The sequence below is a fragment of the Saccharopolyspora sp. NPDC045941 genome, from assembly GCF_056431445.1.
Genome location: NZ_JBWKKU010000021.1, coordinates 26117 through 49691, shown reverse-complemented (window position 1 = coordinate 49691; position 23575 = coordinate 26117). Strand labels below are relative to the sequence as shown.

At 68.6% G+C, this 23575-nt stretch carries 1 protein-coding gene; it reads left to right on the top strand.

Features of this window, described 5'->3' with window-relative positions; genetic code table 11:
• Positions 1–118 precede the first annotated feature (118 nt).
• Positions 119–23401 carry a scabin-related ADP-ribosyltransferase gene (locus AC07FN_RS18820; protein WP_478396766.1) on the top strand — a complete coding sequence of 7761 codons (23283 nt, stop codon included), beginning with the start codon at positions 119–121 and terminating at the stop codon, positions 23399–23401.
• Positions 23402–23575: the final 174 nt, after the last annotated feature.

Genomic DNA, 23575 nt, shown 5'->3' with positions numbered 1-23575 from the left:
CTCCAGGGCACGGTCTTTCCGGCAGAACTGCCCGCGCCGAGCGGGCGCGCGACGAAAGAAGGACCGACCGCTTCCGAAGGCCGGAGGCGGATGACCGGGAAAGGGGATGTCTTCGTCCATGGCGTTGTACATCCCTCCCGAGCATTCCAAGGCGTTCGCGGGCCTCACCGGCTCGGAGTGGCCCGAGGCCGACGAGGACCGGTTGCGGGCGCTGGCCGACCGGTACGAGGACCTCGCCAAGGAACTGGACTCGCTGCAGGGGCACCTGCACACGTTCGTCCGCAACATCAACGAGGCGATCGACGGCCGGATGGCGAAGGCGTTCGCCGACTACGCCAACCAGTACATCTCCCCCAACAAGGAGGGGCAGATCCCGCTGGAGTCGGCCGCCAAGGGCGCCCGCGGGATGCACGACTACCTGCGCAACACCGCCGCGCAGGTCGAGTACATGAAGATCCAGGCGATCGGGCAACTGATCTTCATGTTCGTGGAGATCGCGATCTCCATCGCGCTCGCGGTTCCCAGCGGCGGGCTCTCGCTGCTGAAGATCCCGCTCATCAAGGCCATCACGCAGGTGGTGCTGCGGCTGCTGATGCAGCTGCTGATCCACACGATCATCTCGCTGGCGATGGAGACCATCTTCGCCGCCATCCTGGACGCGGCGATCCAGCAGTGGCAGATCGACCAAGGTCTCCGGGACAGCAAGGACGACGAGCTCACGAGCAGCGCGATGAAGGGCGCGGCGGTCTCCGGTGCCCTGGGCGGCATCGCGAGCATGGGCGCGCAGGGGCTGGGCAAGTACCTCTCCAAGGGGCTTGCGAAGCTGCTGAACAGCAAGTTCATGAACAAGTTCCTGCCGTTCAGCAAGCTCGGCAGCAAGTTCAAGGACTTCGACGACTTCCTCGGCAAGGGCGTCAAGGATTCCTTCCCGGAGGGCGCGCCGGGCAAGTTCGCCGACGACCTGGCTGCCAAGACGAAGAGCTTCTCGACGTACTTCATGACCGGCTTCGGCGGCGACAAGATGAGCAACTTCGCCGGCATCAAGGGGCTCACCAAGACGCTCACCGCCGGCCCGGGCTTCAAGTTCAAGGAACAGCTCGGCTCGGTGTTCGCGAAGAACTTCGGAAAGGAGATGGGCGAGAAGCAGGCCAAGGAGCTCGGCGAGAAGGTCGCGCAGACCATCACCAAGAACGTCGGCAAGAACCACCCCGACGTGCTCAAGAAGGAGCTGGGCGACGTGCTGTCCCAGCACCAGAAGGTGCTGGGCAAGGAGACCGTCGAGGGGCTGACCAAGAACTACCCGGACGCCATCCAGAAGGCGGTGCTCGACCACCACAAGGGCACCAAGATGTTCATGTTCGGCACCTCCGTGCTGGGGTCGCCGGTCTACGGCGTCCACGGGGTGCTCAGCGAGGGCTTCAACAACCTGTTCTTCGGCGAGGAGCACGAGTTCAAGGTCAGCTGGTACAGCTTCACCGGCGGCATGGTGATGGGTGCCGCCGAGCACCTGGGCGAGAGCTTCGTCGGAGATCCGCTCTCGGACAAGGTCAAGCAGGCGGTGTGGGGCGCCGACCACCCGAAGATGTCCATCCCGGACGCACCGTCCGCGTCGGACCTCAAGACCGAATCCGACAACACCTCGCTGTACAGCAACACATCGACGGTCAACGACGAGAGCGACACCTCGTCCGATGACAACAGGTCGGTCCGGTCGTGGATGTCCGACAACACCACGAGTTCGACCGGCGAGTTCCCCGGCGACACCACCTCGGACGGCTTGGACAGCAACAGCCACGACAGGAACACCCGGGACGAGAACCGCGACTACGACTCCGACTTCGACACCAGCGACGTGGACGAGTCGGACCTCGACATGCTCGAAGTGGACGATCCCGAGGAGCAAGTCCGCCAGCACCAGCAGGATGTTTCGAGCGGCGAACAGCAGGTCGTCGCTCCGCCGCAGGGCGGCATCGCCCCGCCGACCCCGGTGCAGACGACGTCCGGCCCGCAGAATTCCACCGCTCCCAGCACGACGCCGCAGTCCGCCTCGAAGTCGGGAGGCCCGGGGCCCAGCCAGAGCAACACCCCGAACTCCACGCCAGAGACGCCGCAGAAGCTGGTGACGGAGTCGAGCACTCCCACCCGGCCAGCGCCGAACATCACCGACGACAGCGCGGTGCCGCAGGGCCCCGCGCCGACGCAGCACGGCCAGCAGGTCTCCACCGAGTCCGGGCCGCCGCCGTCCACCGGCTCCGGCAACACCACCGCCACCACTGCGCCCCAGCATGTCGGCACGGACGGCCAAACCGCGCCGACGCCGCTGAACCAGGTCGCAACCAGCTCCGATCCGCCGGTGCCGCAGCCCAACGACACCGTCGTGCGCCAGGAATCCCCGGTGCAGCAGGCGCAGCCCGAGACGAGGGAGGGCGACGACAACCCGCCGAAGCAGGACGGCGATCGGAAGCAGCCGGACTTCCGCTTCAACGACGAGGGCCAGCGCAGGCTGGACGACCTGCGGCTGCGGCACACCGACGACACGATCGAACAGCAGCCGTGGATGCGTCCGAAAGGGCACACGCCGTTCGACCCGAAGCAGCTGGCCGAGGGCGAGTGGGAGCGCCTGCGCAACTCGGCTCCGGTCGTGACGGTGAAGGTCGAGCCCGTCGACGTGCTGGGGATGGCGAAGGACGGGGACAAGCACGGCACCGAGTACGAGGTGCCGGCGCAGACCTTCGAATCCAGCACCGAATTCGACGCCGACGGCAACCCGCTGCTGCGCAACATCCACGACGTGGTGACCCACGTGTCCGCCACCGACCTGGCGAACGTGAAGCGGCACAAGTTCGGCCAGATGCGCGGGACCGTCGGCTACGACCTGCGGAAGATCCAGGTCGGCCCGAACGCCCACGTCCAGGAGTACACGCACAAGATCCACCTCGTCGGCGGCACGCCGGAGCAGCGCGCGCACGTCATGAACGCGACCAAGGCCCTGGTCGCCGAGAAGTTCAACGCGGGTTACCAGCTGCCCAGCGGCGACGAGTTCCTCGTGAACCTGGAGTTCGTCGGCAAGGCCGCCGACGCGCACAACACCGTGAACCTCGTCGAGCAGGACGCGAAGAAGTCGAAGGCCACGGACCAGGGGCACTGGGTCCTGGGCGAGAACGAGGGCCGCTACCTCCACGAGATCGGGCACGCCCTGGGCCTGGTCGACGAATATCTCTTCAACCACCACGACATCGCCCCGCCGGTGTTCAACAGCAAGCCTGTCCGGCCGGAGGGGCTCGCCACCGAAAGCACCGCCGGGAAGAAGCCGCCGGCTCGCCGGCACCGGGTCCACGACTCGAAGAACAACCTCATGGGCGCGAGGCCGAGCACGGACCAGGATCTCCAGCCCCGCCACCTGTGGCAGATCGAATGGCTCGCCCGCGAGATGGGCGCCTTCAACATCTCCCAGGCGAACACCCGCAAGACGGTGACCGACACCGACGATCCCGGTCTCGAACCGAAGGCCCCGCACCGCCGCGCCGCGGCCGAGGACTCCGGCGAGGACATCGAGATGTCCGCACTGTCGAACCAGGGGCAGAACAGCGGTGCGCATCCGAACACGGACGCCTCGACCACCAATGCGAACGAGCAGTCCGGAGGATCGGCGGCGAAGGACTTCGCCGAGCAGCTGCTGAAGGGCCTCGACAACGACAGCCGGGGTCCGGGCTTCCTGGAGACGATGGGCCGGTTCGAGGACTCCTCGACGTCCGGCGCACCGAAGCTGGAGCTGACCGACACGGGGCTCGGCAGCATGCGGGACGACTTCCTGCGGGCGGCCGAGAAGCTGCAGAAGATGCCGGCGAAGGTGCCGATCACGCTGGTGCGCGACGGCGTCATCACCGGCAAGACCATCCGCGTGGAGAAGCTGTTCGACGTCGTTCCGGGCCCGGGCGAGGGCAAGACCCGCTGGCAGGCCGCGCAGCAGGTCGCGGAGAAGGTCGCGGGCGGAATCGACCTGGGCGACGTGAAGGCCACCGAGAACCTGACCGGACAGCTCACGAAACTGGTCTACAACAGCGGTGAGCTGGGCCTGCTGAAAGCGCTGTCCAACGGCAGGTTGTTCAAGGTCGCGGTGGACGTGCCGAACGCCGATGGCAGCGGCACCACGACGCAGCACCACGACGTGCACCTGAAGCTGTCGCTCACGGATATCCGGGCCGGCGTTTCGGACACGAACCTGCAGCAGAAGACCGTCAACGAGACCGCCGAGGCGTTCCACAACAGCAAGGAGAACGTGCGCCGCACGCCGTTCAACGCGGCGCTGGGCGTGGTGCTGTCGGTGGCGCAGGGCGTCGTCAACGTGGTCCCCACCCTCACCTTGAACGGGGATCGCGGCAACAAGTTCGGTGCCCGGCACTCCGATTCGGTGACGAGCACGGTGAAGTTCAGCTCGGCGAAGAGCATCTTCGACGTCGACTTCGACCTGCGCTGGGAGGCGGATGGCGCACTCTCCGGGCAGGCCCACTTCGGCACCGCGAAGCTGGCCTACTCGAAGGAGCTGCTGGCCCCGGCGGTCGACGCCCTGCGCGAGAACGTCCCGGTCCGCAAGGATCCGGTCGCGCTGCCCACCGAGGTGACCGAGCTGGCCGCCGATGTGGACGCGGTCAAGCTCGGCAACCTGCACAAGGACATCTTCAAGAACCTCCCGGACCACATCCGCAAGCACACCCAGTGGTGGAGCGACCTCAGCGCGAAGGTCAACGCCGGGAAGTTCGAAGAGGAGTCCGTCCCGTCCCTGGCACACGGGTTCTCCATCACGCACCGCCCGGACGTCGGGAGCAAGCTGCCGCGGTTCCGGTTCTGGCAGAGCACCAAGCCCGCCGAGTCCACACTGCACTTCCAGCCGAAGGTCCGCGGCTACGAGGACCTCGGCGAGTTCACCGCAGGCATCGGCATCGACCGGCGGCACACCTACGAGGAGCTGCAGGAGAGCAGCACCACGATGGGCTTCGAGCCCGGTATCCGGGTCGGCGGGGCGGGCGAGATCCTGCCGCACCTGCAGGCCGCGCCGAACGGGCACCTCGGCATCGGGGCTACCAGCAAGAGCACCGACACCAACAAGGTGTCCTGGACGTCCAAGCAGAAGCTGCTGGTCGACGCCCCGATGCGGCTCTTCCGGCTGGACACGGGCTTCCAGGTGGACCTGGAGACGCGGCAGGCCGGCGACCTGAAGGTCACCAAGCACGACCTCGGGGTAAGCGACGGCGGGGCGTACTACGTGTCCGTCGAGGAGTCGAAGACCAAGGCGTTCCGCGATGCGCTCGACGCAGCCCTGCAGAGCGAGAAGCCGGTGTCGTCCGGCCCGCCGCCGAAGACTGCGCTGGACCCGCAGCGAGCCGCGGCGCTGCGCACGGTGGTGTCCAACAACGGGCTGCTGAACGACCTGAAGCACGTCGAGAACGCGCACCAGGTCTTCGAGAAGGCGTACGACCTGATCGTCGGCCGCCTGAACGACCAAGGAGTCGAACTCGACGAAGCCGCGCTGCGCGACATCAAGAGGCAGCTCGCCGGGCTCGGCGCGTTCGAACTGGCGGCCAAGTTCACCCGGCTCGCCCACCACTACGACGACCTGCCCGACAATCCCCTGCAGGTGCAGGTGAACCACGGGAACCGGCACTACGCGGTCACCGTGGACGGCTTGCTGGGCGACGTGCTGGCCGAGCACAAGAAGGGCAAGATCGTTTCGACCGGCACCCGCTCCTACAGCACGAACTGGCGCGAACGGGACAAGAACACCCTCGGTTTCCAGGGCAACCTGGGTTTCATCCTCCGCGGGCGCCTGGCCAAGGACGGCTTCGGAAACCCGAACTACGCCGGCGTCGGGGCCAGCTCCCAGGGCAAGGGCGACGGCCACCGGCTCGGCGGCCACCTCGCCGCCTCCGGCCACGAGAACAAGCTCAAGTACGCCGGTCCGGGCAGCATCGTCGAGCGCGCCGTCACCTTCCGCGTGCAGGTCCAGGAGACCCTCGACGTCAGCCTCGGCGATCGGCTGAACGCGGCCGTGCGCAAGCCGTCCGACCTGACGAAGCTCGGGCAGTCGCAGATCCGCACGGATCTCGGTGAGGTGGACGTCGACGCGATCGCCGGCTACCTGGTGCCCGCGCCCCTGATCGACCTGCCGGCGAAGCTGCAGACCGATGCCCCGCTGAGCGGTGATGCCCGGACGAAGCACATGGAGCAGAACCCGGAGGCGTTCGCGCAAGAGGTGCGGGACGCCATGCTGGTCTGGTCGCCGGACAACTACCGGCCGCTCAACAGCGAGTTCCGGGACCTGCAGACGGCGAACGGCAACCAGTCGAAGCTGTGGTTCACCAAGCCCTTCACCCAAGCCGACGACATGAGCCGCCAGTGGTTCGACATCGTGCAGCAGGCGGCGGGCGAAGGCCCGCAGACGCGCAACTTCGGGACGGTCGACGGCTACGCGTTCGACCGGCGCGGGGCCGGGGGTTTCGAGTACAAGTACTACAACCCGGTGCCGCTCGGCACCGTCGACGGCATGAAGTGGCACGGCGCCACCACGAGCGAGAAGTCGGTGCACGAGGGCGTGGGCTCGGGCATCGCCGGCGACGTGAACGCCACGGTCCTGTTCGGTGTCGGCGAACTCGGCGTCGGCGTCGGCTATCAGGCCGAGAACAGCGACCGGGACGCGCTGGCCAGCACGGACAAGCAGACCACGGCGTCCAACGCGTCGCCGATCCACTTCTACCTCGTCGACCTCGACGCGACGGTGTTCCACGACACCTGGCAGGAGCTCTGGGGCCAGACCAACACCAAGGGTGCCGACATCGCACCTAAGATCGTCAAGCCGACCCAGGGCAGCACGGAGTTCTTGCACCGGAAGAGCGCTGTGGTCGCGATCACCGAGGACCAGCGCGTGGCGCAGGGCCTGCCGGCGCCGGACGGGTGGGCCTCGCCGCACGTCGAGCGCGTCGAGAAGCCCAACGGGGTGCCGGTGCTGAGCCGGATCGGCGAGGCCCTCGACAAGGACGTCAAGGTCGTCGACTTCATCCCGCACGGGAACAAGAGCCTGTTCGACTGGGCGGTCAAGTCCGTCGCGGAGAAGTTCCCGAAGGTGGTGCCGCACTGGAACCCGTCCGGCGGCGGGCGCCCGCCGGCGTTCGACCCGGTGCGCGCGCTGTCCGGTCTGAACAGCCCCGGGGCGATCCGGCAGATCCTCAACGGTGGCTGGACGCACACCTTCACCCGGGCGAACTTCTTCAGCGGCAGCACCCGCTACACGGTGAAGATCACCTTCGAGCCGGTCGGTCCGGCTACGCAGCTGATCCACCAGGGCTCCGGCGGCTCGGCGGAGACCGCCTACAACGTCTCGGCGGAGAAGCAGGGCACCCGGTCGGTCAAGACCACCGCCGGTCTCGTCCTGCGCCCGATGATCCCCAACGCGCACGGCAGCGCTGGACCGGCCACCGTGTTCGGCGGGCACGTGGCGGAGGGCGTCGAGGTCAGCAACACGGTCACGGACAACTACCAGCACCGCACCCGGACCGGCGACATCGCGCAGTTCGAGCAGGGCGGGCGGTTCAGGATCGAGCTGATCAAGGTCGACCGGCCGTCGCTGCTGGTGAGCACGCTGACCAACGGCCTGGCCGGGGGCAAATCGTTCCGCGACCCCGGCTCGCGCACGGTGCACACCGACGACGGCTTCACCGGCGTGACGCGCCTGGAGCTGCCGGAAGGCCTGATCGACAGCGGCGTCGACGGCCACTCGCGAGGCGTGCCCGCGCCCACCGACCTGCCGTCGGAGATCACCGCGGACGTGCCAGGGATGTCGTCGTTCCACGTCACCAAGGTGCTTCCCGGCGACCTGTCCCAGAAGGCCGCCGACCTCATCGGCGGGCTCGGCACCCCGGAGGCCCGCGCGTTCGGGCCCGGGACGGCGAACCGGAACAAGCTGGAGACCTTCCTGTCCCCGGAGGTGCTGCAGAACAGCGCGAGGAGCTTCCTGAGCGAAGACGGCCAGACCATCAAGTTCGAGGTGCCGGACCGCACCCGCAACGAGCAGATCCGGCTCCGCGTGAAGATGCGGTTGTTCGACCCCGAGCACGAGGTGTCCTGGAAGCTGCCCGCGCAGCAGCAGAAGCACGATCGGAAGCACACCGGCCACCTCACCACCAACGCGGAGAAGGGCGGCTACCTCGGGTTCGGCAATCTGGCCATGGTTCCACCGAGCACCAACAACACCGGCTTCAACCCGCTGACCCGCAAGACCGCGACTCAGCTGGGCGTCCAGGACGTCACCAAGGAGGAGGGCAACGAGAAGACGTCCAAGGCGGAGCTGGAGCGCTTCCACGGCAGCGTCGTCTACGAGATCGAGGTGGAAACCCAGAAGCGCGGCGGGAAGTGGGGCAAGGCCGGCGACGAGCGGGTGCAGTACCCGAACAGCGTGTCGTTCGACGTGGGCGCCGCGGATGCGGCGAAGGTCCGCTCCCACGACGAGAACACGACCACCACCGAGGGCCGGACGACCGGTGCCACCTCGCGGTCGACCGGCCTGGACCTGTCCGGGATCGAGGAGCTGGCCGGCGCCGACGAAGAGCTGGCCGCCTACTACCGGGCCGTGCAGCAGCTGTCGAACGCGGACCCGAACAATCCGGGCGAGTTCGATTCGCTGCTGAAGTCGATCCAGGAAGCCCCGCAGCAGCGGGAGACGCCGGTTCGCGATGACGATGCCGCGAGCAAGACCCAACTGTCCGATGTGGAGTCGCTTGATTCGTTCGGGCTCCCGAAGCCGGATGCCCTGTCGCGGGGCAAGCAACCGGTTCTGCGGGACGACGACGTCGCGAGCAACGCCCATCTGTCCGATGTGGACTCCATCGACTTCGACGGGTTCCAGACCCCGATCCAGGCCCACCTCGTCGATTCGGGTCCTTCGCGGCAGCACGCGGGCCTGTCCGGCGAGGGTTCGAACAAGGTCCTGGGCGCCACGACGCTCGTGGAGTCCGATTCGGAGGACGTCCCCAAGCCGTCCAGCGACTCGTCCAACCTGTCCGATCTGAACGGCGGCCCGGCCTTCGACGAGCGGACGCCGGTTCCGCTGGCCAAGGACAAGACGATCACCACCGATGCCGCGCTGCTCAAGATCGGCGAACACTCGGTCGCCGACCTCGACGCCGCCCGGGCGAAGCTGCTCGACATGCTCGTCGACGGGGTGCGGAACAACCAGCGGAACCCGCTCGACGCCGATGCGCTGGCCGCGCTGCGCACGCACCTGGAGACGCTCGACAGCGGTCGCGGCCCGGTGGGCCTGCTGATCTCCCTCAGCGAGGGCGTCATGGTGCCGATGGGCGACGACCGCCGCCTGTGGCTCCACCTCGACGCGAAGACCGCGGCCCACGTGCTGAACGTCCCGCTGGCCGAGGCCGCGATGCAGCAGGCCGCGCTGGAGACCGCGCCGGCGGGCGGTGGCTCCCAAACCCACGCCCACCAGATCTCGGTGAACGTGGTCAGCGGGGTGATCACCCCGATCGGCGAAGACCTGCTCTACGTGCTGCCGCTCCTGGAGCTCTCCGGGGAGACCGCGGTCAAGCTCGGCTTCACCGAGACGGACAGCAACCTGCACGTCCTGAAGAACAAGATCGACGATGTCTTCGAGGTCGGGTTCGAGCTGCACGCGACGCTGCACGACAAGGACGCGGCGCCGGTCGAGATGATCAGCGAGCTGCCCGAGAAGGCGCATCTGGGCTACCCGGCCGATGCCGTTGGGAACAAGATCACCGATCCCGTGCGCCACACCCTGCCGCCCGGGCGCCAGGCGCCGGCGATGCCGTTCGCGGCGGAGAACCTCATCGCCGCCGTCACGGGCTACACCGGCCTGCGGGGCTTCCGGCAGAAGGTGCTGGACCTCCTGGCGGACATCGCGCCGCACGACAAGGCGCTGAACCGCAACGTCGCGGACCGGATCTCCGGCCACGGCCTGATGGACAACTACCTGCGCGGCGTGTTCACGAAGATGTCCGTGCCCGCCACCTCGGTCGTGCAGCTCGACCCGAAGCGGCCTGCGATCGACGGCCTACCGCCGGAGCTGGACACCGTCGCGCGGTTCCTGCGCAACAAGTTCACCGCGGGCAACCAGCGGCTCGACCTGAACCTGTCCGGGGACTTCCGCCTCCACGGCGTCGAGGAGGTGAGCACGTCCACCGTCACGGCAGGTACCACCCGGCGGCGCAACTTCGGGTTCACCTTCGGCAACAGCGCGAGCGGCGGCTTCGGGCTGGGCGTCACGGCCCGCTTCCTGAAGACCGTTACCGCGGTGATGAACGCCCTGCTCCCGGTGCAGGCGGGCATCAACGGCGCGTTGAGCGCGGGGGTGGGCCAGGACAAGGGCTTCGGCGGCAAGGAGAAGCCCTACCTGAAGGAGAAGGCCTTCCACACCTCGGAGGGCACGAAGTACGAGCTGAAGATGTCCCTCGACTTCTCGATGTCGGTCGACGTCGACGGCAAGCCGCACCAGAAGCAGGTTTCGGGCAGCGAACAGATCAGCGTGTACGTGACAGTGCGCGACGAGAACAAGGCGAACTTCGAACAGGTGCTGAAGTCCGCGCTGGACGGTTCGCTGCAGCGCCCGCCGCTGCCGAAGCCCGACCCCGACCTCACCGAGCAGCGGAAGAAGGACTACGCCGCCCTCGCCAAGAACACCCCGCTGACGGATCTGAAGTACCTGCACGGTTCCGAGGGCGTGCTGGACAAGGTGCTCCGGGCCGGCCGGGACGCGCTGATCGCCGACACCTCGCTGACCACCGACGAGCGCAAGCAGCTGCTGGCCGAGCTGGCGGAGAAGGCCGCCGCGCTGGACCCGGTGAAACTGGTGCGGGAGTTCAACCAGATCGGCACCACCTCCATCGCCACCGACGTGGAGGTGGGCGGCCGCAAGTTCGCGGTGCACAGCGACAAGTGGGCCATCGAAGCGCTGGAGGACTTCGAGCGGCAGCTGCGCAAGCAGGGCATGGAGCTGGAGGACTGGCCGAAGGTCTACCAGCAGCTCCTGGAAAACCAGCAGGAACGGGCCCGCGACCGGGGCAAGCACGCCTACATCGCGGCCTTCGACTTCGGCGACTACAAGATGGAGGTGTCGGTCACCGGTACCCCGAAGGACGTCCTGCGGGCCGACCACGTGGCACATGCCGAGCTCTCCAGCACCCGCGGCGTCGAGGTGTCCAACAGCGGCAGCACCGGCACCGGTATCGCCGCCAAACTGCTGGTCAACGGCCGGTTCCGGATCCGGAACTTCGTATCGGCCCCGGGCAACCGCCTGTACTTCAACGCCAACCTCGGCGGCCACGCCAAGAAGTCCTGGAGCACCAGCTCGGGCGCCGGTTCCGCCTCGACCATCGAGACCAAGCAGAACTACCGCGGCCCGGCGGTGCGGCTCCAGCAGGGCCTCGACCTGGACGTCGTGGTCAAGATGTCCGGCAAGGGCGGTCTCCAGCGCATCCGCCAGGCCACGGTCGAGACGGTGGCGGAGTACCAGGTCCCGGAGTTCAAGGCGAACCACGCCGACGAGCTGCACCAGGGCACCGTCGAGCTCCTCCCCGCGGGCCAGGACGCGACCACCCGCTCGGACCTCGGTCCGCAGCTGCCGTCGGACAAGCTGCTGGTCGTCTCGGCACCCGCCGGTGACAAGCTCTTCGAGCTGTTCAAGGAGCACTCGAAGCAGCTGCAGGTGGACGGCACGCACGCGGTGAAGGCGTGGTGGGAGGACGTCCGGCTGAAGCTGCCCTTCACCCACCGGTCGACGTCTCACGTGCTTCCGGAACCCAACGCGTTCGCCACCGCCGCGTCGGTCGCGCACCAGGGTCCCAAGGTGGTCGCCAACGCGGTCAAGGACGGTTCCTGGGGGCGCTACGACCGGTCGTCGATGGAGCAGGCAGGCATCACGTTGTTCGGCTCCAAGGTGCTCGGCGAGGTGCCCGCCGATCTGCTGACGGCCCAGGAAGCCACCAAGCTGAGCGGCAATGTGTCGCACGGCACCGGCACCGGCCTCGAAGGCGGCGTCAACGGTCAGCTCGGCGTGATCGGCGTCGACGGCGTGGCGACCCTGGCCGGCTCGTGGGGGACCGGGCAGTCCGGCTCCAGCAGCGGCGCCACGAAGATCACCCAGCAGGTGCCGCAGGAGAAGCAGGTGCTGGTGCTGGCCCACGCGGTGGTGGACCAGCGGGTGAGCACCAGCCAGAACGCGCTGCACGGGGACCTGTTCAACCCCTATCCGGCGAAGGGCAGCAGCAAGACCCAGAGCTACCTGATGCGCGATGCGTACCTGGTGGTGATGTCCGAGCGGGAGGCCAACGCCCTGTTCGACGGCGTCGCGATCCCGTTCGGCCCCGAGAAGCCGGCCGCCGGCCTCGCCGACCTCGGCAAGGCGTTGAGCTCCGACGCCAGGCTGACGAAGCTGGCCACTTCGAAGCCGCTCGGCGAGCCCTTCGTGGAGTTCCTCGAAAAGCACGCGCCCGCACTGGTGCGCGGTGCGGACCAGCCGACGTCGCGGCGGCTCCAGCAGCTCGACAACCCGGCCATGCAGCAGAAACTGCTCAACGGCGGGGTGACGTTCTACGAGCGTGCCCCGAAGAAGCTGGGTGCGCGCTACTTCTCTCTGCACGTCTGGGCCGAGCCCGTGCAGGGCTGGAACCAGCGGGCCAACGTGACGGACCTGCCCACCTGGCGGTCCTTCTCCGAGACCCAGGGCGGCCACGAGGACCAGCGACAGCGCTCCACCGCGACGAACAAGGGCGTGTCCGGCGCCTTCAACATCCTCCTCGACACCTCCGACCCGACCGTCATCACCGGCCCGTCGGTGCAGGCCGGTTACAACCGCGGCAAGGCCGAAGATCTGTCCACAGGGGACACACGCAGGCAGCGCAGCACCCGGACCGAGCACGGCGACGAGCACGTCGTAGTGCAGCTGCCGGTGGAGCTGCACTACGAGGTCAAGTACTACAAGGCCGACTCCTTCCTGTTGGAGACCCTCAAGCCCGAGACGTTCCGCGACGCGGGCGCGGTGTCGACCACGCTCGACACCGTGCCGGCGCAGGCCACGCTGCGGATGCCGAAGTACCTGCTGGACGTGGTCGGCCACAGCTGGGGCCTGCGCCCCGGCACGTTCGCCGCTGACGACAACAACGTCACCGAGGCTGCGTTGAGCGCCAAGTCGCTGGAGGTGACCAAGCAGTACCGCAACGGCCTGGTCGATCTCGCGGCCCAAGCCGTCGGCAGGGCCGCCAAGTCCGGCACGGACGTGCTCCCGGCCGCGCAGCGGTTCGCCGGGCACGCCAGCCCGCACCGGATGCAGCTGGGCGAGCTGCTGTCCGACGAGATGCTGCGCTCGAACGCCAAGGAGTTCATGACCGGCGCGGTCGCGCACGAGACGAAGCTGGCGGAGAAGGCGTTCGCCAGCGACTACGAGATCGGGATGCAGTACCAGCTGGCCAACCCGCGCCTGCTGACGGTGCTGCACACCAACGGCGGGGAGACGTCGCAGGACCAGATCTGGTCGGTGTCGGAGTCCAAGGCGAAGGGCACCGGCACGCAGTTCGGGCTTGGCAGCACGAGCATGAAGGGCGACGTCTACATCGGTGCGGAGGCCGCAGGCGGCCGCAAGAACAAGTCCACAGAGGACTCCTTCGACGGGATCGAGCGGAAGGTCTTCACCGAGCACGGGCCGCAGACGCGCTACCTGTACTCCTTCGACGTCCAGTACACCGCCATGGCCAAGGCGCTGTCCCGCTTCGGCATCGAGACGAGCCACCAGCAGGACGCGGTGCACCGGGACGGCCTGTGGGCCACGGTCACCAAGGAGGAGGCCGAAGCCCTCGGCTGGGAACTCCCCAAGGCCGTCACCTCCCAGATCGCCCAGCACACCAGCGACGACGACCAGGCCACGAACGCCCACACCGAATCCTCGACCACGAACCAGGACGACGGACCGCCGCTGCGGCCGACGCCGATCGAGGACCTGCCGGAGGGCTCCGGCGCGAACAACCTCCTGAACGAAGCGGATTCCCAGGACCAGTCCACCGAGGAAGCGGTCGACGACGAGACATCGACGACCGAGCCGGTCGAGGACGCTGTTTCCGGCACCCAGCAGGAGTGGGCGGCGAAGTACGCCAAGCTGGAGGCGTGGCTGCCGAAGGGCAAGATGCCCACCGACCCGGGGGCGTACGACCAGGCACATGCGATCGCCGCCGAGGCCGGCGTGCACTTGCTGAGCATCGACGCCACCGACACCGCGGGCCGGCGGCATTTCGACGACCACATCAAGATGATCTGGCAAGAGCTGAAGAACGGCTCGGAGGCGGCGAAGGACTTCGCCGAGGGCCTGGTGCGCAACCACCCCGACCTGTACCCGCCCCGCCCGCGCACCTTGGGTGGTTCGCAGAACTCGGCGCACCAGGCGGGCGAGTTCGGCTCCGACGAGGCAGGCCCGTCGAACCGGGCTGATTCGTCCAACGCGGCCGGTTCGTCGAGCTCGTCGCGACCACAGCAACAGGACTCCAAGCAGCCGAGGGAATTCCGGTTCTCCGACATCCAGGCGTCGATCGCGCAGGAACTGGGCGTCTTCGCGAACCAGCTTTCCGGGCTGGCCCAGGAGCAGGGAGTCCGGCAGGTGGTGGACGAGGAAGTGGCCGCCGGGCTGGACCCGAGGGTTGCGTGGACGAACGTGCTCCGCTCCAGGCTCACCAGCTTCAACCTCGCCGACATGGGCGTTCCGCCGGTGATCACCGGGCCTGGCCTGTCCGTTGCCGACCTCGCACAGGGCATCTTCGGCTCCGGGGCGTCCCTCGCCGGCATGGCGGAGGCGATCGCCGGCTCGGCCCTGTCCGCGGCGGGGCTGGCCCACGCCCACGGGGGCCCGGACTTCCGCAGCGAGGTCGGCCGGCAGCTCGGTGTCACGACCGACGACCTGGGCCTGCTCGACCAGTCGCTGATCGGGCGGGACACCCCGCCGGAGTCGGTGGCCGCGAACCTCCGCGATGCGCTGGCGGAATACGGGCTGCGTCCGGAGGACCTCGCGGCCTTCCGCGGCCAGGTTCGGCAGTTGGGCCGGACGGACCTGGACGGCTTCCGGAACTACCTCGCCCAACACGGCATGAGCGTGGACGGGACGCGCCGCGGCAGGTTCGGCCACGCGGCCCAAGCGTGGCCGAACGTCATGAAGGCCATCTCGATCGCGTACCACCCGAACCGGCACGGGCTGCGTCCCCTGATCGCCGGCTGGCAGCTCGGCCTGCGGCCGGGAGCCCGCGGTTCGCGCGACTTGGTGGACATGGCCACCTACGCGAACACCCACGGGCTGGACGCGAGCGACCGGACGGCGCTGGTGCGCGAGGTCGACGAGCTGCGCCGCGCCGGTCGCGGCGAGCTGTGGACGGCGGCGCGGGGCTGGGGAATCCAGCTGGGCCAGGTGCGCGATCTCGCCGCGATCTCCGATGCCGCCATCTTCCCGGCGCTGCGGATGTCCTGGCTGGGGAGCCTGGCCACCCAGGAGCCGCTGCACGAGGTCGCGGCCAGCGCCATCGACGGCTGGCTGGAGCTGGCCGACCTCTCGCCGGGCTACCTGCGGTTCTTCCGGAACATCCCGGCGGTGGGCCCCGGCGAGCTGGCGAATTTCAGCGACTACCTGGACGCCCGCCCCGACTCGGCCACCACCAGGTCGGACCACCTGATCCGGGACTGGTGGCAGGGCCTGATGGGCCGGGGTGCCGAGCTCGAGAGCTGGTCCCGGGAGCACTTCCCGCAGCTGTGGGGCGAGTCGTGGTTCGACCCCGCGCGGGACACCGCGCGACTGCGCAACCTGGTGGACGTCCACGGCCTCGACGCGACCAGGCTGGCGGAGTTGAGCCAGGTGCTCGGGCGGGTTCCCGACGAACTGCCGCGCGCAGCGCGGGCCAACGACCTGGACGCGCCGACGTTGTTGCGGGCGGCGGCGGAGCTCCGGGCGGAGCCGTACGCGCTGGCGACGTTCTTCCGCAATGACTGGAACGCCATCTCGACGGACGTCGAGGACGGGCAGGCCGGTCTGGCGGAACTGCAGAACGTGCTGGTCAGCCAGGGGCTGACCAGCACGGCGGCGTGGGAGGAGTACCTGGTCGGCCGGCGGCGCAACCCGTCGCAGGAAGCCGGTCCCGTGACCCCGGTCCCGACGTACCAGCCGCCACCGCCGCCGTACGCGGAGGCGGTGAGCCAGGCAGCGGCCGAAGACACCGCGGCCAACCCGGCTCTGAGCCTGGCCGACCACATCCAGTCCGAGCTGACGCTCACGACGCAGCAGACGGACGCGGACTCCTCGGCCGCGCAGCAGGAAGCGGGTGAGAACGGGCAGCCGAACGAGATCGACACCGTCACCACCGAGGACGCGCCCGAGCACCAGAACACGGCGGCCACGACTTCCACAGTGGACGACAACTCGATGTCGCCGGGCGACGACGACTCCCTGAATCCCGCGGTGGATTCGGGTGCGCGCAGCGATGCGCCCTCCGACGGCTGGGACCGCAGCGAGCTCCGCCACGACGATGCGCCGATCGGTCACATCTGGCGGTCCCCCGACGGCGAGCACCTGCTGCTCATCGACGTGCTGGGCGCCGCCCACCTGGTCACCGCGCAGACGCCGCACCAGGACGGCATGACGACGCTGCACTTCGCCGCCGGTGAGCACGTGGCCGTCAGCCTGGACACCGGGCAGATCGGCGAGTTCAAGGTGGCCGCGATCCAGCTGGAGCACTGGTCGGACTCGGCCGTGACGGGGCCGAGCCGACCTGCGGAGAACTGGGGCGCGCCGCAGGTCACCGGCGGAGCGGTCACGCAGCTCAGCCCGGACGGGGACTGGCGTCGCACGGCGCACCCGAACGGCTCGATCACCGTTGAGGTGGCGAAGCAGGGCACGCACGGCGAGCACATCCGGGGCGAGCTGCGCCGCAACGAGTTCCGTACCGGCTTCGGCCAGGTCGAGGACAAGGCGAAGCTGGCCAGCTACCAGTTCGTCCGCAACGACCTGGGCGCCCCCGGGCCGCCGGTCGGCGTCTCGGGAACCTACGTCGGCCAGCAGCACCCGATCGCGCCCGCGCCGAGCCCGCAGCCGGCCGCCGACCCGAAGTCGGTGGCTGCCGACCCGACCGCGGACCTGAGCAACATCTACCCGCCGCCGCTGTGGCGGACGGACGGCAATGTCCTGTTCCGCATCGACCGGCGCGGTCCGGTCATCGTGTTCCCGGCCGGCTTCGCGCCGCTGAACACGTCGAACCGGATTCCGCTCGGCGGTTACGACGACGACGGCGGGTTCTCCGCCGACAACATGGACATCGCGCAGTACGTGCACCAGAACTACAACTCGATGTTCGTCAGCACCACCCGCTCCGCGTCGTTCGGCATCGAGGGGACTCCCTGGCAGTTCGAGATCGTGGCGCCACCGGGCGGTGTCGACGTCAACGCGACGCTCGGACCCGCCACGAACAAGGCGTTCGAGCAGGAAATCGGGTTCCCCGGCGGCGTCGGCAAGCAGTACGTGCGGTCCGCACTGCTCCAGGAGAGCGGCCTGCACGTGGTCAACCCCCACTACCGGGGAGCCGCCGGCGACCTGCTGCCCGAGCCGACCCTGGGCCAGCTGGTGACGCTGACCAACGCCATGTCCCACAACGGCTGGCAGCTGCACCAGCTACCGGAGGGCACCGGGCCCGACGAGACCGCCGAAGCCGCGCTGGTCCAGGCCATCCGCGACGCGATCCCGCAGATGTCCGAGCAGATCGCGACCGAGCTCGGCATCTCGGTCCAGCAGTTGGAGCAGCTCCGCGCCACCACGGACTTCGACGAAGCGACGCTGCTCGGCCTGGCCCGCGCCTTCGCATCGGACGACCGGTTCGGCGCCGCCGATCTCCTGGAGCTGAGCGGGTTCACCAGCGGCCTGCGCGGCTTCCTGGAGGCCAACGGCATCGAGGACACCGATCGGCTCTACACCGACTCGACCGAAGACCTGGCCGGGCTCGGCGACAGCCTGCACGAGGCCATCACGTCGATGCGGCCCTGGCAGGCCACCGCGCTGGCCCAGGAGCGGATCACCGCGGGCTTCGAGCCGACTGACCAGGACTACCAGTTCTACCAGCGGCTTTGGGCGGAAGAGCAGCTGCTGGCGGCAGACGATGAAGTGTACGAGTTCTCGGCCGAGCACGACCCGAACCTGCTGCAGGGTGCGCTGTCGGACATCGAGCTGTACGCGGCGCAGCAGGCGGCCTCAGGTGCCCTGGACGACGCGGGCCACCTCGGCTTCTCCGCGGGCCTGCAGCAGCAGCGACCGCAGGCGATGCTCATCGAATCGTTGGTGAACAACGGCGTGCGCCGGTTCCCGGCGTTCACCGGCGCTCAGGTGACCGGCGGGGCTCGGTGGGCCGGCTGGCTGGCCGAGGCCCAGCCCGGCGACGAGGTGAGCCTGTCCGCTGCGGCCTTCGCTTCGGCGAACGACACCGACGGCGACGTGGTTTTCCGCCCGGCACCTGGCACGAACTGGCAGTCGGCGTACCTGCTGCCGCAGGACAACGTCGGCTTCCCGGCGGGCAGCCGGTTCCGGGTTGTCGCCACCGACGGCGGCGTGACCGTGCTCGAAGAGGTCGTCGCCGTGCCGACGGAGAACACCGGTGTCCCCGGTGCGGAGAACGGCCTCTCGGTATCGACGGCGGGGCAGCTCACCGGCAACAGCGCTGCAGCGGAGAACTCCGTTGGTGACGAGGGCGCGTCGAGCGCCCTGGGGACGTCGCCGGAGCCGGACGGCCAGGACGGGACCGCGCAGGACGATGTCGAACAGGCGGCAGACGGTGCGGCGTTCCACGACCAGGAGCCGGCGGAGCAGATCCTCCAGGACTTCCAAGCGGCAGAAGGGGATTACGCCTTCTACACCGGTCTCTGGCAGAGCAGCGGGCGACTCCAGGAAGACTTCACCGCGGTGATGGGCTTTCTGTTCGGCCAGGGAGCCGAGACCGCGATGACAGGGACCTCGGCCGACATCGAGCTCATCGCCGCGCACCACGCGGCATCGGGCGTCCTGGATGCGGCCGGCTTCCGCAACGCCCTCGCGTCGGCACGAGGCGACCAGGACGCGAACGCGCTCGTGGTGGATGGCTTGGTGAACAACGGCGTGCGCCGGTTCCCGATGGCCACCGCCGCCGGGGGAACGGTGGCCGGAGGTGCGGCGCGTGGAATGGGCTGGCTGGCCAACGCGAAGCCCGGCGACGAGGTGGGCCTGACCGCCACGGCCTTCGCGTCGACGTCGGCGAACGACGGAGAGGTCGTGTTCCTGGCCGCGTCCGGCGCGGAATGGGGATCGGCACACCTGTTGCCGGACGGCAAGCTCGGTTTCCCGGCGGGCAGCCGGTTCAAGGTGATCTCGACCGGCGGCGGCCTGACGGTGCTCGAAGAGGTCGCACCCGGGAACGTGGCGCACGATCCAGAAACGTCGCAGCACTCACCTGCCCAGGGCGGTGCGGAACAGTCGGACTTCGCCGCGGGGCCGGCGGTGCACGCCGGAGGAGACCAGTCCGCGCACATGCTGTCGCCCGATTCGGTGGAGCAGCGGGGTGTCGGCCACCTCGAGCCCGGCCCGATCGAGGACATCGTGTGGGGCGAGCGGCGGCTGATCCGGCACACCGGCGACAACATCGGCCACTTCAGGCTCGCCGCCAACGGTAACCAGGTGCTGCTCGTCGACCGGATCGGTGCGGCGCACCTCGGCGTCTTGCACTCTGACACCGGTGGGAGCTTGGTGTTCGAATTCCCGCACTGGAACGACAGCGGCAAGTACTACCGGCAGTTGGAGTTCACCAAGGCGACCGGCGAAATCACCGCCCATCCTGGTGGAGTCCGCACCCTCTACTCGAACGACGGCGTTTCGCCGGTCTTCCAGGCGCCGGTCCGGTCTCCGATCAAGTTGGCCGAAGGGCGCCGTTCGTCCGACGCCGATGCGCTTCTGCCCCACGGGATCTGGGAGCAGTGGCAGCCGGGGGAGATTCAGGGCGGTCGCGTGGTCCAGTACAGCGCGGACTGGCTGTGGCTTCGCACCACGTCCCTGGACGGCAGCATTGAAATCGCCGCGACCGGCACCTCGGATGCCATCAACGTCACGGCGAAGGTTCTCGGTGGCGAGTACGTCTGGTCGGGGCCGGATGCCCTGGGCCGCACGAAGATCGGTGCCATGCACCCGGTCGAGCCGGGGATCCCCGAGCTGCTGAGCTACGAGTGGTCGGACGGCAGGCCACCGGCGGCCGTCACCGATGTGCCCTTCCACAACACCGTCCCGCGGCCCCAGGTGATCAACGAGCCGTTGTTCGTCTACCGCGTCGACAAGCTCTCGCCTGGCGAGATCTTCAGCGTCAAGCGCGCCGATGGCGCCGACGGCGAATGGCGTCCGGGCTTCTCCCCGCGCAATCCGGGCAACTTGCGCCCGGACGGTCACAACATCTCGTTGGTGGAGTACGTCGAGAAGAACACGAACTCGATGTTCGTGAGCACTTCGCTCAGCTCGCGCTACGCCAAGGAAGGCACGCACACCTGGCAGTACTGGATCCTCGCGCCCGGTGGCATCGCGGCGAACCACACGCTCGGTCCCGCGACGGACATGCAGCGAGAGCGCGAGATCACCTTCGCCGGCGGTATCGCCCAGAAGTACATCCTCGGTGGCAGGTACCTGGGTAGCGGCTCGATCGAGATCGACGGCGTGCTCTACCAGCCGGGACACTTCGTGCTGAACGCGAACGTCTTCGACGGGATGCCGGAGTACCTGCCGAAGGCCGCTTCGGAGTTGATCGCGGCGGAGGTGCACAACCACCTCTACCAGCGAAGGGAAGAAGGACAGGTCGCCGTCATCGCCCAGGAGCAACTGGCGTTGTTCAACGAGCCGATCGAGCATGCGCTGGCAAGCGGCGACGAGAAGGCGTTCAACGAGGTGCTGGCGGAGCTGCGGGCCGCGATCGCCGCCAGCGGCGCCGCCGGGATCGAGTCGATGTCCGTGCCGATGTCGCCCCCCACCTTCGGTAGCTACTCCTCGGCTCGAGGCAATGGCCACACGCCGGCGTCGGTCGACACCGATGACCCCACGACGTCAGCAGTGGACCCTCTTGGGCAAGACGATTTCGAGCAGCCGGTCGCCGACCTGGACTCGTCCGTCCAGAGCATGGAGGAGCTGTTCGCGCAGGTGCTGTCGCCCGATGCGGTGCACCAGTCGAGCGACGACGCCACCACCGATTCCGAGTCCGCCACCGATTCCGGGTCCGACGACGAGTCCGGTGTGCTGCGGGGCTGGGGCGCGGACCAGGAGATCTTCTTCAAGCCGAGTGCCGTGCAGGTGCGAACGCTGACCAGCGCCGACAACGAGGCGATCGGTGTCACCTTCCTGAGCGACGCGGAATGGGTCGAGCACATGCAGGCGTGGGCCGAGGAGGGTGGTAGCGCCGCCAAGGAGAACTACTTCTTCCCCGGATCCGTCCAAGAGTTCTCCCAGTCCATCGGCCAGCCAGAGGACCTCTCGAACTCCCAGGCCCCCGTTCCTTGGGCCGACTCCTCCGAGGCCCCGTTCGTCATCAACGCGCATGCCGGCCCGACGGCTCTGAAGGTCACGCTGTTCAACGGGAGGACGGTGTCGGTCGATGGAGCGACCTTCGCCGAGATCGTCGCGAAGTCGGCGGCGTTCCGCGCCGCGCGCCCGACGTCCGCCACCGGCTCCTACCTGCTGCTGGCGTGCGCAGCCGGCAAGCTCACCGAGCCCGGCGGTGCCGCCTACGACTTCCAGCAGGCCCTCCCGAACTTCGACCGCGGCGGCGCCGTGTTCGCACCCACCGAGGAAGTCACCGTCGGGTTCATGAACGACGAGGAATCGTCCTTCCCCTACACGGTGATCACCGACGGTGGCAGCTGGAACGCATTCGACGGCGCGCAATCGCCGGTCACCGGGGACACCGAGGCCGGCACCGGCGGCCCGTCGACGCAGCGGCCAGCCGACAACGAGCACACCGCGAACATGGTGCCGGAGAGCTCCGCCGGTGGCGGAAACCACACCCTGCAGACGTTCGGCCACGACCAGAGTTCGGACGAAACCGCCGTCGCGGAGCGCGGGATCCAGGGGGTCGAGTGGGGCGAGGAGCTGAAGATCTCGCGCGCGACCGGGCCGTCGACGCAGTCCGGGGCTGATCCCGTGCGGCGCACCTTCGGCAGCTTTTCCTCCACCGGTGGCACAGCTGGCACCGGCGATGCGTCGGTGACCACCACCGACGGGTCCACGACGACCACCGAGGACGGGGCCGGACAGACCGACGCCGGTTCGGACTCGCCGGTCGAGAACCTGGCGGACCTGTTCGAGCAGGCGCTGGCGCCCAAACCGGCTCAGCAGACCGACGACGGCGCTTTGTCGAGCCCGACTCCGGATTCCCAGCCGGGCAACAGCTCGGATGTCGCGCGCGGCACGAGCTACGACGGGCAGGAGATCTTCTTCAACCCGGCCGCCGTTGAGTCGCGGCCGTTGCTGGGGCGCAACGACGAGCTGATCGGCGTCACCTTCGTGACGGACCCGGACGAGCTCGCGAACTCCTCCGACCAGCACGAGATCCCGTTCGTCAACGTCCGCGAGGCCGGTTCGCCCGGTGCGTCCTACGAGTCATGGCGGCAGGAGTACGACCGGCTGTCGAGGTGGGCGGAGAAGGGGAAGATCGCTGATGCGCCCCTGCCGATCGCCCGGGCGATCGCGCACCAGGCCGGCGTCAAGCACCTGAGCCTTGGACCGGAGGATGCCGCCGCCCAGGCGCAGTACGAGCGGGATCTCGCCATGATCGACCGGGTTCGCCGGGAGCAGGGCGATCGGGCGGCCCTGGAGTTCGCCCGCGGGTTGAAGGAGTTCACCGACAGGTATCCGAAACCGGCGGGTGGCCTGCTGGGGGGTGTGAAGCACGACCTGCTCGTGCCCGAGGACCTGGACCGGGGGATCGTGGAGGTGCAGCCGGACGCGGTGTACCGCTTCCTCGACACCGAGCCGGACGTGGCGCTCGCTGACGGGCTCGTGCCCAAGGAACCCGAGAACGTCCGGCCCCTGGAGACGCACGTCGGGACCACCGGACGCACCCAGTTCGTGTCCACGACCTACGACTCCGGACTCAACTTCAATCGACGGCCGTACCGCTACAAGATCGTGCCTTCGGAGACGGGCATCGACGTGGCCGAAACCTTCCGGCGTTGGGGTGTCAGGTACTCCTTCCCTTGGGAGAAGGAGGTCGCCTTCACGGGAACGATCCCGCCGGCGGACATCGTCGAGATCCGGAACAACGAGACCGGGGAAGTGGTCTGGCGCCGTCCACCGCCGCCGCTCGCCATGGACGCCTGATGCCGGAATCCGGCATCGACGAGAACCAGACCCGGGACCTGGTCGAACCCGAACGTCTTCGACGGAGCGTCAGGCTGCTGGCAGTGCTACCCGGGTATGAAAGGCGACTGCGGGAGTTGTTCCCCTTGCCCGGAACGACATCCAGGCCAGACCGGTCCCGCCGGACGAGAAGGA

Coding starts and splice junctions, on each gene's coding strand:
- AC07FN_RS18820 (WP_478396766.1), top strand. CDS start 119: ATGGCGTTGTACATCCCTCCCGAGCATTCCAAGGCGTTCGCGGGCCTC.